This is a genomic window from Paenibacillus sp. GCM10027630 (assembly GCF_042676305.1).
Lineage (GTDB): Bacteria > Bacillota > Bacilli > Paenibacillales > NBRC-103111 > Paenibacillus_S.
This window is the reverse complement of sequence record NZ_JBHTGY010000009.1, coordinates 1-14,894: the sequence shown is the minus strand read 5'-3', so window position 1 is coordinate 14,894 and position 14,894 is coordinate 1. Positions and strand designations below refer to the sequence as shown.

Genomic DNA, 14,894 nt, shown 5'->3' with positions numbered 1-14,894 from the left:
CTTATTTTACACTGCCTGTATACATATTGCCGGAAGGTACTCGTACATTTCCACTAGCTTTAGCTGTTGTGCCACTGGCAGCATTGACAACATATGGCGTAGCAGTGTTCAAATTCAATGTATTATCCAGGAATTGAGCGTTCAAGCCCCAACCGGATACCTGCTGATGTACCTGGAATGCATCGACAATTTTGCTATTATTATTCCGATTGCCTGTGTTTTTACGAATGATCACATCATTTCCTTTGACATCAATAAAGCTGTCCGCATAATTAGCTCCGCTGATTCCCGTGCCGTTAAAGGTGCTGTTCTCAACAATGGTCCCCGTAGTGCCCTCTTTGATATCCACATGCTCTGCGCTCACATTCGGACCGAAGGTCAGGTTGGTGATACGGTTGTTATCCGCCTCCTTTGCATAGGTGCTCCACTTGCCCTTATCCGATCCAACATAGACGCCTTCGCCAAATTCCGGATCTGCCAGGCCCGTATCATGTATTTTGGAGTTTTTGATAACATTGTTCGAGCTGCCATCACGGAAATGAACCGCTTCTTGTCCTACGTTGTAGACCTCTACGTTATCAATTACGGTGTTATTGGAGTTGTCCAGCATAATTCCCTTTTGCGAATTCGTTACCTTTACATTTTTGATGACCCAGTAATTCCCCGTAATTTGGAGGCCGTAGCCGCTTCCAGTTCCTCCACCGTTCAACACTGCAAGGCTGCTTGTGCTTGCACTGCGTATAGTAATCGGATTACTGGAGGTGCCACTCGCCGTACCTACGAATTTATCTTTAAAGGTCGTACCGGCGGCCAATACGATATCATCGCCCGCCTTGGCGTTTGTTAGCGCGTTTTTCAAACAGGTGACATCACTGCAATTAATGGTCCTTGTTGCAGCCGCAACCGGGTTGATCATGGAAACCAGCATTGCTGCAGTAATTCCAAGCATACCAAGCGATCGTTTGAATTTGTTCCTTGCAGCCGTCCCTTTCCGAATAAATTTGTCAATGTAATTCACTCCTTAATCGATTCAAATTTTACCTGCAAAATTATTATAGCAACAATAAACCGCTTACATTTTCCATTGGTTACGAGGAAATATGATTTCATTACGTATCGTCATGTAATACAAACCCTTGGCAGGCTAAGATGGCTACGCGCTTCGACGTCCTCGTCGGGGGTTCTCATCAGCCTCCTGAAACACAAAAAAAAACACTAGTGGCTTTTGACTAACGTCCCACGAGGGATACTCGCCCTATGGGCGAGACTTCGCGTAGCCATCGGAACTATGCTACGTGCTTCGACGTCCCCCCTCGTCGGGAGTTCTCATCAGCTTGTTGTATCCCCTATGTACCTTCAAAGCTAATGCGGTGGCGTGTCTTCATCCCCTAGCTGCAAATCACTCTCTTAAGGAAATGAGGTACGCTATTTCATCGTTTTAACGCTAATATTCAACTAAAACGGAACTAGGATCTCTTATTTGCTTAAAATATGGCATTTCTGTCTATTAAAGTCGGAATAACGCATCGTAGTTCCGCGACTTCATGAAATCGGATGGATTTTCAAACAATAGAGGCTTGATGTTCCGTTAGTCAGCGTGATTCATGTTAGATGATCCAAAGACATAGCCTATGATGGATTCCTCTCCCCTCAAAATAGAGCCTTTCCCTATACTGTATATAGGGTTGGCTATCCGTACCGGATCGATGACCCGTGTGCTCATCGAAATCTATTTGCCTCGATAGGTTCGAGTCCATACCTCTACCTTCTAAAATTCTGGTGTCAAAAAACGTCCAAGGAGGGATGCTCGCCCTACGGGCGAGACTTCGCGTAGCCATCGGAACTAAGATGGCTACGGGCTTCGACGTCCCCCCTCGTCGGGGGTTCTCATCAGCCTCCTGAAACGCAAAAAAGCCACTAGTGGCTTTTGACTTACGTCCCAGGAGGGATGCTCGACCTATGGGCGAGACTTCGCGTAGCCATCGGAACTAAGATGGCTACGTGCTTTGACGTCCCCCCTCGTCGGGGGTTCTCATCAACCTCCTGAAACGCAAAAAAGCCACTAGTGGCTTTTGACTAACGTCCCAGGAGGGATGCTCGCCCTATGGGCGAGACTTTGCGTAGCCATCGAACTAAGATGGCTACGTGCTTCGACGTCCCCCCTCGTCGGGAGTTCTCATCAGCCTCCTGAAACGCAAAAAAAGCCACTAGTGGCTTTTGACTAACGTCCCAGGAGGGATGCTCGCCCTATGGGCGAGACTTTGCGTAGCCATCGAACTAAGATGGCTACGGGCTTCGACGTCCCCCCTCGTCGGGAGTTCTCATCAGCCTCCTGAAACGCAAAAAAAGCCACTAGTGGCTTTTGACTAACGTCCCAGGAGGGATTCGAACCCCCGACCGACGCCTTAGAAGGGCGTTGCTCTATCCAGCTGAGCTACTGAAACATAAAATGGAGCGGGTAAGGGGAATCGAACCCCTGCTACCAGCTTGGAAGGCTGGAGTTCTACCATTGAACTACACCCGCTTGCATATTAACAAACTTAAAAATGGTCGGGATGACACGATTTGAACATGCGACCCCCTGGTCCCAAACCAGGTGCTCTACCAAGCTGAGCTACATCCCGAAGTAATATGGTGCCGATAGAGGGACTTGAACCCCCACGGTTTCCCTCACGATTTTGAGTCGCGCGCGTCTGCCAATTCCGCCATACCGGCTTATGCTATTGGAGCGGAAGACGGGAATCGAACCCGCGACCCTCGCCTTGGCAAGGCGATGCTCTACCGCTGAGCCACTTCCGCATAACAATAAGTCTCTCAAAGACACATGTAATACTTTAACACAATTCCATCAATAAAGCAACATATAAATTTAATAATTGGAGCGGAAGACGGGAATCGAACCCGCGACCCTCGCCTTGGCAAGGCGATGCTCTACCGCTGAGCCACTTCCGCAAACAAGAACTCGCGTAGAGGGACTTCCACCCTCACGGTCAATCGCTAGATCCAATGACTAATATGGAGCTAGTAATTTCCGCTCTGCTAAATTAGCGACAAGTAGTAATATATCAGGATTCTTAACGAAATGCAAATGTTTTTCAAAGAAATTTTCCAAGCTAGTATCCACAGGTCGTTATTCAGCTCCATGGCAGGTCGAAAACGCTCAGCCTTTTAATTATGATGTGGAATAAAACAAGCCACCGTTAGTCAATAATAAATTAAAAGAGCAGATCAAATGAAATTATTTATCTACCCTTTTAATTGTTTCGCTCAAACCACTATTTCAATTTACCCTATCTGCCTTCTCTTCAAGCTATTAAAAAGCTTTCTCCCCATTCCCAGCTGGGCCGATCAAATTCAGTTGCCCGTTTCCGCTCACCGGCTCTTTCATCCCGTCTAACACAGGATCAACATAGCGTACAAACCAGCTTTCAAGACAGGCTTTCATTTCGCTAATTTTCTCTGCTTGCGTCTTACAATCAATTAGATTATAAATTTCCTCCGGATCGTGAAGTAAATCATACAGTTCATGCGGACCGTCCGGATATCGATGCACGTACTTCCACTCTTTAGTGCGAATCATTCTCACAGGACCATACTCATCAAAAACAACAATTGGATTTTCATTGGCACTCTGTTCACCCAAGAGCAGCGGCACAAAGCTTTTGCCTGGTAATATATCGGCATGCTCCGGCTTTTCCAAACCAACATACTCCAACAAGGTCGGCATAAAGTCGTAACCACTAACCAACTCATCACAGACGATCCCTTGTGGTATGCGTCCGGGCTGACTGAATAAAGCCGGTACTTTCACCGAGCTATCGTACATATTTTGCGGGAACGTGCCGTTCCCCTTCCCCCAGAACCCATGATGACCGCAGCTAAACCCATTATCGCTCATAAAGCATATCAAAGTCTTTTCGCGCACTTCCATATTATCCAGCTTGTCGAGGATCCGTCCGATATTTTGATCCATAGCCGTCACTGCGGCAAAATAGCCTTGCAGATTTTGCTTCGTATCATCCCCCCACGGCGTTGTTTTAATCGCCCACGGATGCGGTTGTTCTTGGGGACAGCTTGTAAAAGGACAATCCTCATATGAATCGACTATATCCTTCGGGTGATTATTCACCCATGGACTGTGGGGCGCTGTGTAGTGAACACTTAAATAAAACGGCTGGGAGTCGTCCACCTTATCAAGAAACCGAAGTGCGCCATCCGTGATTGCATCCGTAACATACCCTTCCTCATGATGCAGTTGTCCATTGCTAATCATTGGAGCGTTATAGTAGGGGCCTCCACCGCTTTGATGAACATACCAGTATGAGAACCCTTTCTGAGCCTGAAAGCTATTGCCAAGATGCCATTTGCCACTTATCCCGCAATGATAACCATTAGCCTTCAGAATATCGGTGTAACCAATTTGTCCCTGTAAATACTCCGGGGATTCAGCTCCTGCCGGATCTTCGCAAATCCAATCATGAACTCCATGCTGGGAAGGAATTCGTCCTGTCAACAAAGAAGCTCGTGCCGGTGAGCAAACCGGGGAGGTGCAAAAGAAGCTTGAAAACCTCATTCCCTCCGAAGCAATCCGATCCAAATTCGGAGTTCGAATCTCTGAATTACCGGCACATCCCATCGCCCAAGCTCCCTGATCGTCGGATAGAATAAAAACAATATTAGGCCGTTTCTGTGTCATTTCTTTCATTGGACAGTCCTCAATGGCATTTCGCTTCGCCTATGGCGATGTTGATAAAGCCATCCTTCTACCCACTGGGCTATCATTACCTTGTCAGGATTCATACCAATACCCTTTCATTCCCCGTTCCAGTCTAAGAAGCGCCTCCAAATAGTAATAATCTCCCCAAATCATGAAGTCATCCGGTGCATTTCCGCCTCTTACACTATAGGAACCATGCTGGAGTAATCCTTCGGAATCCCTATTTCCTATAGTCGCATACTTCGTCATAAGTGATGTCATGGACCGTTCCAATCCTTGCTGCAATTCATCGCGGTCAATATCATCGGAAGGCAGCAGCTCTATAAGCTCCAATAAGCCGGCACAGACGATGGCCGAAGCAGAACTGTCACGATAGGGCACGGGATCACTCGGCACATCGATATCCCAGAGTGCAACCTGATCCTCTGGCAGATGCCGCAGGAAGTACTTTGCCATCCTTTTAGACGTTTCCAAATATAACGGGTCACGCGTATATCTGTATGATAGTGCAAACCCATATACTCCCCACGCCTGCCCTCTTGTCCACGTTGATCCATTGCGATAACCTTGCGCGGTTGAGCCTCCAAGAGGTTCCCCGCTTTCTTGGTCAAAATGAAAGGTATGATAGCTCGAATCATCTCCCCTAACCAAATATCGCATACTCTTCTCCGCATGAATCACAGCTGCCTTCGCATAACTATCATCACCTGTCGTTTGTGAAGCCCAATAAAGGAGAGGCAAGTTCATCAAACAATCTATGATGATTCTGCCTCCCTGTTCCTTATCACCTAGAGGTCCCCATGCTTGGATAAACTGCCCCTTGGCCCTCCAACGGGACATCAGCTTATCCGCCGCCTTCAATGTAAGCTCCTTGGCCGCCTCATCCTTTTCGATGATCCATTGAGCTTTGGACGATAGCGAATACAGAAAACCAATATCGTGATGATCAATAGAATCATTTGTTCGGAGTCTGTTGCTAAAGCTCTCCACCGTTTTAACTGCAGCATCGCGGAATAACGGATCCTTCGTATATTCGTAAGCGAGCCAGAGCATCCCCGGCCAAAATCCTGAGGTCCATTCCTGATTCGCATTTAAATGTCCACTGTATCTGCCTTGCTGCCCCACATGAGGATAAGCATCTCCGAACTTAGTAATGTTATTTCTTATTTTATCTATCGCATCTTCAATAGCTGTTTTCCACATCATCGTCTGACACCTTCATTTCGTTAGTATAGTTCGAATCGGTCGCCTGTTTTTAACAGCCAAGCTTGAAGCTCCCGCTCCAGCTCTACTGTCACCTCGTCGCTCGACGCCTCTGTAACGATTAATGGATCAAGCTGGTAAGGGTCTTTTTTCAGATCATAAAGAAACCGTTGCGTCTTCTCGCCAGGCTCATAACCTCTATGAATGACATACGTGTATTGGTGTGTACGAACCGCTCTCCAACCATATTTCCGGTTATCCAGCCCTTGCTTGGCAAACTGCTCAATAACCTCCTTACGACCGGGAAAGGCACAGAGAAAAGCCGAACTCACATCCGTTTGTTCATCCTGTCCGATAATTACATTAGAAAAATCTCTTCCCTCTACGGAGCTAGGAATCGGGATTTCAGCAAGTCCCAGCAAGGTAGGCATAATGTCCACACTGTTAAAAAGCAGAGATGTACGTCCCTCCTTGACCTGACCGGGCCAGCGCATCAAACATGGAATGCCTACGGATTCCTCATGCCAGGAATGCTTCGCCATCAAACCATGAGAACCCATCAGCTCCCCGTGATCAGATGACAGTACAATAAGCGTATTGCCTTCAATCCCAAGATCACGGACTGCATCCAGGATTCTTCCGAACTGCTGATCCAATCCGGTTATCGCAGCAAAATAATCGCGCGTATATCGCTCCAGATTTTCCATTCCGCTATCGAACGGTTCTCCGGTATGAGCCATAAGGGATTCTGCTTGTACGTTAGGCCGCAGCTTCAAAGGACGATCCGCATATACAGCTTTATATGTTTCCGGAACTAATTCAAACGGACTATGGGGCGGATTCCATGAAACAAACAAGGCGAAGGGATTGTCATTGTCACAGTGCTTCTGAATGTATTCCAATGCCACATCTGTCTCGTGTTCAAGGGACCATTGTTTCACCGAAATCATATTCGCGTTGTCCTTCCAATAATGCGGCTCCAGATGATTATCATATGCGCCATAGGAATACCAGAAATCAAAGCCATGCCGCTTCAAGCCAGGCGGTGTGTAAGCATCCCATCCGCGTGCGCCTGACGCAGGCTCCGGACAAACGTTCTCTTCCGGCAAATCCAAATGCCATTTACCGATATACCCCGTATCATACCCTACCTGCTTCAGCACATCGCCAATGCAGACTTCTTCCGGACTCAGCATCACATCAGCGCCAATCTTACAATTGGTGTATACGCCATTGGATTGCGGATATTTGCCTGTTAGCAGAGCAGCCCTATGCGGTGAGCAAAGTGGTGTGCAGCTTAATGCATTTTCGAAAACCAAGCTTTCTCCAGCAAATTGATCGATATTCGGCGTGACTACAGGGTCTTCGTTTCGATAACCGACAGCTTGCTTGCGCCACTGATCGGCAAAAATGTAGATGATATTCGGCTTGCTCATTCCAGATCAGCTCCTTCTCCATAAGTTAAATACCGTCATCCCTTTATGGCTCCGGCAGCAATGCCTTCCACAAAGTGGTCTTGGGCAAAAAAGTAGATAAGAATGGTAGGAACGATCGCAGATACGGCTGCAGCCATCAACGGCCCATATTCAGTCGCATGCTCGGATTGGAAATGCTGCATTCCCAATTGCAAAGTAAACAAATGATCGGAATTAATATAAATCAGCGGTCCTAGAAAATCATTCCACGAGTGCATAAACGTAAAAATCGTCAAGCTGGCGATAGCAGGCCGCATCAAAGGCATAATTACACGTAAATAAATACCAAACTCGCTTAAGCCGTCAATTCTGGCAGCTTCTGAAAGCTCCTCCGGGATCGATATAAAAAATTGACGAAACAAAAAAACACCAAATGGACTGAAGGCGCCAAGCAGGATCAATGCCCAGTGCGAGTTCAGCAGACCAAGCTGCTTCATCAACATAAACTGTGGAATCATCATAACCTGAAAGGGGATCATCATCGTAGCTACATATAAAAAGAATAATTTATCCCGCTCCGGAAACCGTACTTTAGAGAAGGCGTAAGCCGCCAAAGAGCAGGTAATGATCTGGAGTATGGTTGTTGCAACCGCAATTTTAATCGTATTAAGATAATAGGAGAAAAAAGGGAGCTTAAACCAGACCTTCTCATAGTTGCTCCAATAAAACGTGCTCGGAATCCACTGGATCGGAAAGGAAAAAACTTCTGCTTCCGACTTAACAGAAGCAGAAAGCATCCATATAAACGGGACAACCATGGATAAAGATACCAGGATAACAACAGCGTACAGCAGTATTTGGCGTATGAAAACCGACAAGCGAAAGGGCTTTGAAACAGAATATGATGCCGTTGGTTCCACGATAGTACTCATGCTGATTTCCTCCTTGTTAATTGCATTTCTTAATCATTGACCCATTTTTTTTGCCCTTTGAATTGAATCAAGGTAATAACTAAAATGATAGCAAACAATACATATGCCATAGCTGAAGCGTAACCGTACTCGTATCTTTGGAAAGCCGTGTAGTAAATATCATAAACAAGCACATGTGTCGAGCGTCCCGGTCCGCCCTTGGTCAGAACGTACACCATATCAAATACTTTAAATGAATTAATTATGCCGATAATGACTGTAAAGAAAATAACCGGCGAAAGCATCGGCACCGTTATATTCTTGAATTGAGAAGCCTTCCCGGCTCCATCAAGCGAAGCTGCTTCATACAAATCTTTTGGAATACCCTGTAGTCCAGCCAAATACAGCACCATATAATAACCAACGGAATGCCAGATGCTTACAATAATTACAGAGGGAAGTGCCCAGTTGGTAGATGCCAGCCACATAGGCGGGTGCTCCACACCTAAGCTTCGTAGCAGCCCGTTAATAGGTCCCATCGTAGGATTGTAGAGCAACTGCCATACGACAGCTACAGCTATTGTGGCAGTGATATGGGGCATGAAGATCGCGGTACGGAATAGCTTGACGGCTCTAACCCCTTTGTTAAGCACAACAGCAGCCAGAATCGCAAGAAATAGTGTGGCCGGTACAGAGACAACTGTCATAATCAAGCTGTTCAGAAGCGATATCCGGAACGTTTCATCTCCCCATAGTCGGGTGTAGTTAGACAGTCCGGCAAACTCAATCTGTCCGAACCCGTTCCAATCAGTAAAGCTCATCAGAAACGAGGCCAGCACCGGGAAGCAGATGAACACCAGAAAGCCAATTATGTTCGGCAGCAAGAAGGTATACCCCACTTTGCGACCTCGTGTCAGGAAGGTTCTGTTGGTTTTCATCATGGTTCGACTCCTTTTCTTAGAATTCGAACTTCACTTGCCTCAAGTGAAGTTCGAATGGGAATGCATATTCCGCTTATTTTTTCGATGCTGCCTTGAATTCCTTGCCATACTTGTCGGCCCATTCCTTCTGAATGCGCTCGCCTATTTTTTGAATAGCCTGATCAACCGTTTGTGCTTTGGTCAGCGCCATTTCTCCTTCTTGCTTGTAAATATTGTTGAGCACAATATTTTTTATACCCGGCAGCAGCGGATATTCCGGATACTCCTTTTGCTCCACAAAGAAATGAATGTTCTTCGGTTTCATACTGCCGTCTCCGATATAAGCTTTGCGAATGTCATCATTCGTGTAGCCTGTAAGAAAGCCTTTGGAAGCAAATATTTTCGCGCCTTTCGCACCTGTCATAAACTGGAGAAGTTTAAACGCTTCTTCCTTATGCTTCGATGCTTTGTTCAGCATTAAGGAAACCGGCGTTGCCAGACTCGTGTTCGCAGGTACTCCGGCCGGATGTGGCGCAGGAACTACGTCCCAATCGAAGCTGATTTTCTTCTCTTCCTCCGCCGTTCTTAGCTGGGCTATATGCCAGTCCCCGATCAGATTCATGGCTACATTGCCTTTTTGGAATGCTGAATTGTAATGGGCAGAAGTAGTAATTTGCTCTGCCCAGGACATGATGGAGCCGTCCTTTTCCAAATCCATGCGGAACTGCAAAGCTTTTTTAAACGGTGTCAAATCCTTATCAATAATCGAAGCCCCGGTTTGTACCGCTTGGATGTACCAGGTTTGTGCCCACGGGTGGAGGAAAGCACCATATATTTTGCTTGCACCTTCGCCTTGGGTCATTTTCTTGGCCAGCTCGCGGAAATCATCCCACGTCATATCGGATTTCGGATAGGGCACATTCATTTTATCGAAAAGCGTTTTATTATAGTACAGCATCCAATTGGATTTCCGGTAAGGCAAACCATACATCTTGTCGTTAACCTTAAGGTTATCATACAGTGGTCCGAATCCTGAGACATCGACATTGCCTTTCTTGATGTACTCATCAAGCGGTTCCAAAATTCCGGTGTCCAGGAATACGTCCATATTACCGCCTATCAAATCAATCTCTTCCCCACCAGATAGCTGAAGGCGCAGCTTGTCATAATACTGCTGCTGGGGAATCGTATCCAATTGAAGTGAGATGTTCGGATTCTCCTTTTTAAATTCATCAAACACCAGCTTGAAGGTGTCAAGATCATCCGGCAGAACAGTCATCTTTAAAGCAACTGGCTTGGCACTCCCGGCAGGCGGCGTTGCGCTTCCTTCCTTAGCCGTCTCTTTGGCTGGGGAGCAGCCCGCGGCAATCCCTGCAACTAATGTGCCTGTTAGCGCCAGGCTCAAGATTTTTTTCATTTTACAACCACCTTTTGTTTTGTTATGCTTTGAATACGCTTTTATCAGCTGCAGCTTTATTATATTTGGGAAAAGAAATGCCCGATAGTTGAATGTTTTATTCCCCCTAGGTGCGATGCGGACACTTCTGGAACCGGGCGTCATTTCATTAAGAGGTAGCCTATGATCTTCGTGACCCTATTGTTTCTGATCTCCTCTATCTTGTTTACCTATAAAAAGCTGAGCAACTCTTCCACCCGTTTCTTGTATGGGATCATCGTCGGATGGGTGCTTTCATTTATTTCATTCATTCTCTACTTAAGCAAATTCAATTATTATTACAATATCATTCACTCTTTCTTCAACTTCAGCCCTGGGACCTGGAACTATTTAGTACTAACCCAGTTTAATCCCAACCTCCTGATTCGCATGCTGAACGGCGGAGTCATTATTTTCTACAGCTCAGTGCTTCTTTTTGCCGTTTCCTTCACACTCAATATGAAGCCGAAGCTCCAACGCTGTATGTATGCTGCAGTAGCTATTTTGTTTGTAGTTCAACTGCTTGCTTATGATCCATCACTTAATATTTTATGGGAAATCCAAATGAGCTCCAGCCCCATCCTTGCATCTTTGGATTTTGTATTAAAGAATCTAAAATACGCCATGGTGATCTTAGCCTTCGGCTTACTGCTGCACTATTACATCAACTACCCCAAGATTAAATTTATCAAGAACCTGACGGCATTCCATATTCTTGCTTTGATTCCGGTCGTTATCATTCATTTGCTGCTTTTCTCGTGGGCCCCCAAAATTTTGATCAAAGCTACCTATTTGGATGGATACTACAACTATCTGCAGCCTCCTTTCGACTCCCATCCAATTAGCTTGTATGTGCTTCCTTATGCTTTTTATTTGGCCTTAACCTTCATTATTTTTATTGTTTATAAGTTTAAATCTATCGAATCTTACCGTAAAAACCGCGATATTCAGATTAATAAAAGCATTGATACCGCTACCCTTGGTACGAGGGCTTTCACACATGCTCTAAAAAATCACTTGATTGCGATCCAATCCGAGACCGAATATGTGAAGGAACGTCATAGCGGGGATGAAGAAACAGCCTACAGCTTAGAGCTTATTCTGAAATCCTGCCGTTCGGCCATGACCAGCATTGACCAAGCAGCCGACAAGTTGAAGAACATCGAATTAAATTTGCAACCACTTTCCCTTGATCAACCTGTGAAACAAGCCCTGTCACTCATTAACTTTAGAGAAAGAAAGGCCGACATACAGGTGAAGCTGGAAGAACCGCAATCGCTAGCCTATATGGATCTATATCATATGAGCGAGACTCTGTATAACTTGCTGGAAAATGCAATCGATTCCCTGCCCCTTGTGGAAAATGGCTCCATCACCATTGAAACCTTCCATCATAACGGTTGGGGCTTGATTCAGATCACAGACAATGGGCCAGGCGTTCCCGAGGATCAATTGGATATGATTTTCGATCCTTTTTTCACTACCAAATCTTCTGTAAATAACTGGGGAATCGGACTTTCTTACTGTCATAAGATCGTATCCGGCCACGATGGTAAAATCCAGGTGGAAAGCACGCTCGGCCAAGGCACCAAGTTTACTATTTTTTTACCTTTAATTTAGATAACAGGGGGGAATAAATTATTCACCCTATAGCTCGCCAAGTATTTTTTTATTGATAGAAAAAAGGAGGGTCAGCCATGTCAGAACAAAAAATTCGCATTCTAATTGCGGATGATATGGAAGCCCATCGCAGAAGATTAGAACGGGTTATCGCTCAATGCAATCAGATGGAATGTGTAGCCAAAGCTTCTTCCGGATATGAAGCAATCATGCACGCTGCAATCGAGCAGCCGGATATCATTCTAATGGACATCGAAATGGAAAGCTCTTATGCCGGAATTGATGCGGCCAGGCAAATCAACGAGAAGCTGCCCCATATCAAAATCATTGTACTTACGGTGCATAAAGACGAAAACTTTATTTTTTCCGCTTTCCAAACTGGAATTATCGATTATATTCTCAAAACATCTACAAATGAAGAGGTGCTCGAGGCTATTCTTTCCGCCTATCATAACCGATCGCCTATCCGTCCCATGATCGCTGAGAAAATAAGGGGAGAATTTGCCAGAATTAAGCGAACCGAGAGCAGCCTGCTCTTCATCATCCAAATCATCTCCGAGCTGACACCAAGCGAGCTGCAAGTGCTTCGATTGCTTTGCGAGGGTAAATCCAGAAAGCAGATCGCAGAAGAACGCAGCGTTGAATACGAAACCATCAAAAAGCAGATCAATAGCCTGCTGAAAAAGTTTCAGCTACCCAGCATCGCTGAAGTAATTCGCTCCGTTAATGAATTACGTATCTTTGAAGTATTAAAAAAGCTATAGTCTGTTTATTATTAAAGTCCTAAAATAATAAATCTGATTCCACACAAATCCCCTGTTTGGCTGTACTTCAAACCAAACAGGGGATTTGCGATGCAAGCATAGCGGCAACTTTGCTCGTTAATCTTATTTATTATCTAAGTTATTCTGCATGAAATTGACTCAAACCCTTCTGCTGCTCTTACTAGGTTATCCGCTATTTCCTCTCTTGTTAAAGGCTCATTGGGAGCAAATAATTGGTTTGTATGATCTGTCATGAATCCAGCTTCTGCCGCTGCTGCAACTGCCTGAGCGTACCAAATATCCTGAGGACATCGTCAAAGTATGCTCGACCACTCCCCTTCAAATACAAATTCCGAACAAGCATGGCGGTAAACTGGGCTCTTGAGGTACCCTTCGAAGAAGCAAACCTGCCATCGTCTTCCGTCAATCCAAGTCAATATAAAAAAACAACAAAAAAAGCTCCAAGTAGAAATATCTACTTGGAGCTTTTTTGTGATGCGCGTAGAGGGACTTGAACCCCCACGGTCGCCCGCTAGATCCTAAGTCTAGTGCGTCTGCCAATTCCGCCATACGCGCGCGCTATTAGTGGTGAGACATGTAGGATTCGAACCTACGACACCCTGATTAAAAGTCAGGTGCTCTACCAGCTGAGCTAATGTCTCATAATTTTGGGGTAAAGTACTGGGGATCTAGGATTCGAACCTAGGCATGACGGAGTCAAAGTCCGTTGCCTTACCGCTTGGCTAATCCCCATTAAAAAACAAAAAAAGTGGGGCGATCGATGGGACTTGAACCCACGAATGCTGGAGCCACAGACCAGTGCGTTAACCCCTTCGCCACGACCGCCATATTAAGCTATGGAAAATCAAAAATGGTGCCGTCGAGAGGACTTGAACCCCCAACCTACTGATTACAAGTCAGTTGCTCTACCAGTTGAGCTACAACGGCAGAAAACTTTTAAATAAAAATGGCGGAGCCGACGGGATTCGAACCCGCGGTCTCCTGCGTGACAGGCAGGCATGTTGGGCCACTACACCACGGCTCCGCGCTATTTCGAAGTAATAAGCTTCGATAAAATTGGTTGCGGGGGCAGGATTTGAACCTGCGGCCTTCGGGTTATGAGCCCGACGAGCTACCGGGCTGCTCCACCCCGCGATAAAAAATGATTATGGTGGGCGCTGACGGGATCGAACCGCCGACCCTCTGCTTGTAAGGCAGATGCTCTCCCAGCTGAGCTAAGCGCCCATATCATTATAACAATGGTGACCCGTAGGGGACTCGAACCCCTGTTACCTCCGTGAAAGGGAGGTGTCTTAACCACTTGACCAACGGGCCTTACTAAGTATGTAATGGCGGAGAGAGAGGGATTCGAACCCTCGAGACGCTTGTGACGCCTACACGATTTCCAATCGTGCTCCTTCGGCCAGCTCGGACACCTCTCCGTTTAACATGCAGTTCTATCGAACCAGAGCTGTTTTTTTCCTTTTTCGCTTGGCAACGTCCTACTCTCCCAAGACCCTGCGGTCTAAGTACCATTGGCGNTTTGCTTGGCAACGTCCTACTCTCCCAAGACCCTGCGGTCTAAGTACCATTGGCGCTGGAGGGCTTAACGGTCGTGTTCGAGATGGGAACGCGTGGTTCCCCTCCGCCATCATCACCAAACGATGGTGTTTTGCTTGCGCAAAACTAATTTGTTGAATGCTTCTGCCAAGAAGCATCGTTTACTTCCATTCAAGGCGGCTTGCACCCTGAAAACTAGATCCGAAACAAGCAGCGTCGAGCAACGCTTTGTTCTAACGATGTGACACATCGCAGATATTTATGGATAAGCCCTCGACCGATTAGTATTCGTCAGCTCCATACCTTGCGGCACTTCCACCCCGAACCTATCAACCTCGTCGTCTTCAAG

General features: G+C 46.1%; 10 protein-coding genes, 16 tRNA genes and 2 rRNA genes. 2 read left to right on the top strand and 26 right to left on the bottom strand.

Annotation, left to right across the window (positions count from 1 at the left end):
- Window position 1 precedes the first annotated feature (1 nt).
- The 13 genes from ACFQ0C_RS04605 to ACFQ0C_RS04545 all read right to left on the bottom strand — a co-directional run bounded on the left by ACFQ0C_RS04605 (window position 2) and on the right by ACFQ0C_RS04545 (window position 10,583).
- Window positions 2-1,018, bottom strand: a complete 1,017-nt coding sequence (locus ACFQ0C_RS04605; RefSeq protein ID WP_379364388.1) for a right-handed parallel beta-helix repeat-containing protein — start codon at window positions 1,016-1,018, stop codon at window positions 2-4.
- A gap of 1,352 nt (window positions 1,019-2,370) precedes the next feature.
- A tRNA-Arg gene (locus ACFQ0C_RS04600) sits at window positions 2,371-2,444 on the bottom strand.
- Between the two features lie 6 nt (window positions 2,445-2,450).
- Window positions 2,451-2,524: transfer RNA gene (locus tag ACFQ0C_RS04595), tRNA-Gly, on the bottom strand.
- A 23-nt stretch (window positions 2,525-2,547) separates the two neighbouring features.
- Window positions 2,548-2,624 (bottom strand) — tRNA-Pro (locus ACFQ0C_RS04590).
- An 8-nt stretch (window positions 2,625-2,632) separates the two neighbouring features.
- Window positions 2,633-2,715: transfer RNA gene (locus tag ACFQ0C_RS04585), tRNA-Leu, on the bottom strand.
- A gap of 9 nt (window positions 2,716-2,724) precedes the next feature.
- A tRNA-Gly gene (locus ACFQ0C_RS04580) sits at window positions 2,725-2,799 on the bottom strand.
- A gap of 78 nt (window positions 2,800-2,877) precedes the next feature.
- Window positions 2,878-2,952 (bottom strand) — tRNA-Gly (locus ACFQ0C_RS04575).
- Window positions 2,953-3,313: 361 nt separating this feature from the next.
- Window positions 3,314-4,705 carry a sulfatase family protein gene (locus ACFQ0C_RS04570; RefSeq protein WP_379364386.1) on the bottom strand — a complete coding sequence of 464 codons (1,392 nt, stop codon included), beginning with the start codon at window positions 4,703-4,705 and terminating at the stop codon, window positions 3,314-3,316.
- Between the two features lie 84 nt (window positions 4,706-4,789).
- Window positions 4,790-5,920 (bottom strand): glycoside hydrolase family 88 protein, encoded by a 1,131-nt coding sequence (locus tag ACFQ0C_RS04565; protein WP_379364561.1) that lies wholly within the window; start codon window positions 5,918-5,920, stop codon window positions 4,790-4,792.
- 23 nt (window positions 5,921-5,943) lie between these two features.
- A complete protein-coding gene (locus ACFQ0C_RS04560; protein WP_379364384.1) occupies window positions 5,944-7,356 on the bottom strand; it encodes a sulfatase family protein in 1,413 nt (470 codons plus the stop codon).
- A gap of 35 nt (window positions 7,357-7,391) precedes the next feature.
- The gene (locus ACFQ0C_RS04555; RefSeq protein ID WP_379364382.1) at window positions 7,392-8,267 is read right to left on the bottom strand and encodes a carbohydrate ABC transporter permease; all 876 of its coding nucleotides are present in this window, start codon (window positions 8,265-8,267) and stop codon (window positions 7,392-7,394) included.
- A gap of 29 nt (window positions 8,268-8,296) precedes the next feature.
- Window positions 8,297-9,187, bottom strand: coding sequence for a carbohydrate ABC transporter permease (locus ACFQ0C_RS04550; protein ID WP_379364380.1), 891 nt, complete (start codon window positions 9,185-9,187; stop codon window positions 8,297-8,299).
- 73 nt (window positions 9,188-9,260) lie between these two features.
- Window positions 9,261-10,583 (bottom strand): ABC transporter substrate-binding protein, encoded by a 1,323-nt coding sequence (locus ACFQ0C_RS04545; protein WP_379364378.1) that lies wholly within the window; start codon window positions 10,581-10,583, stop codon window positions 9,261-9,263.
- A 162-nt stretch (window positions 10,584-10,745) separates the two neighbouring features.
- Between ACFQ0C_RS04545 and ACFQ0C_RS04540 the strand changes: the two genes are divergently transcribed.
- Window positions 10,746-12,221, top strand: a complete 1,476-nt coding sequence (locus ACFQ0C_RS04540; protein WP_379364376.1) for an ATP-binding protein — start codon at window positions 10,746-10,748, stop codon at window positions 12,219-12,221.
- 77 nt (window positions 12,222-12,298) lie between these two features.
- A complete protein-coding gene (locus ACFQ0C_RS04535) occupies window positions 12,299-12,985 on the top strand; it encodes a response regulator transcription factor (protein WP_379364374.1) in 687 nt (228 codons plus the stop codon).
- Window positions 12,986-13,119: 134 nt separating this feature from the next.
- Here the strand turns inward: ACFQ0C_RS04535 and ACFQ0C_RS04530 are convergent, their stop codons facing one another.
- From ACFQ0C_RS04530 to ACFQ0C_RS04470, 13 genes are all read right to left on the bottom strand, one after another.
- Window positions 13,120-13,284 (bottom strand): S-layer homology domain-containing protein, encoded by a 165-nt coding sequence (locus ACFQ0C_RS04530; protein WP_379364559.1) that lies wholly within the window; start codon window positions 13,282-13,284, stop codon window positions 13,120-13,122.
- 197 nt (window positions 13,285-13,481) lie between these two features.
- Window positions 13,482-13,561, bottom strand: a tRNA-Leu gene (locus ACFQ0C_RS04525).
- Between the two features lie 10 nt (window positions 13,562-13,571).
- Window positions 13,572-13,647: transfer RNA gene (locus ACFQ0C_RS04520), tRNA-Lys, on the bottom strand.
- Window positions 13,648-13,666: 19 nt separating this feature from the next.
- Window positions 13,667-13,738, bottom strand: a tRNA-Gln gene (locus ACFQ0C_RS04515).
- Between the two features lie 17 nt (window positions 13,739-13,755).
- A tRNA-His gene (locus tag ACFQ0C_RS04510) sits at window positions 13,756-13,831 on the bottom strand.
- 26 nt (window positions 13,832-13,857) lie between these two features.
- A tRNA-Thr gene (locus tag ACFQ0C_RS04505) sits at window positions 13,858-13,933 on the bottom strand.
- A gap of 20 nt (window positions 13,934-13,953) precedes the next feature.
- Window positions 13,954-14,030: transfer RNA gene (locus ACFQ0C_RS04500), tRNA-Asp, on the bottom strand.
- Between the two features lie 33 nt (window positions 14,031-14,063).
- Window positions 14,064-14,140: transfer RNA gene (locus ACFQ0C_RS04495), tRNA-Met, on the bottom strand.
- A gap of 14 nt (window positions 14,141-14,154) precedes the next feature.
- Window positions 14,155-14,230: transfer RNA gene (locus ACFQ0C_RS04490), tRNA-Val, on the bottom strand.
- Between the two features lie 15 nt (window positions 14,231-14,245).
- Window positions 14,246-14,320, bottom strand: a tRNA-Glu gene (locus ACFQ0C_RS04485).
- A 15-nt stretch (window positions 14,321-14,335) separates the two neighbouring features.
- Window positions 14,336-14,427: transfer RNA gene (locus ACFQ0C_RS04480), tRNA-Ser, on the bottom strand.
- 103 nt (window positions 14,428-14,530) lie between these two features.
- Window positions 14,531-14,647, bottom strand: a 5S ribosomal RNA gene (rrf, locus tag ACFQ0C_RS04475).
- 159 nt (window positions 14,648-14,806) lie between these two features.
- Window positions 14,807-14,894 (bottom strand): 23S ribosomal RNA (locus tag ACFQ0C_RS04470); the annotation flags it as partial.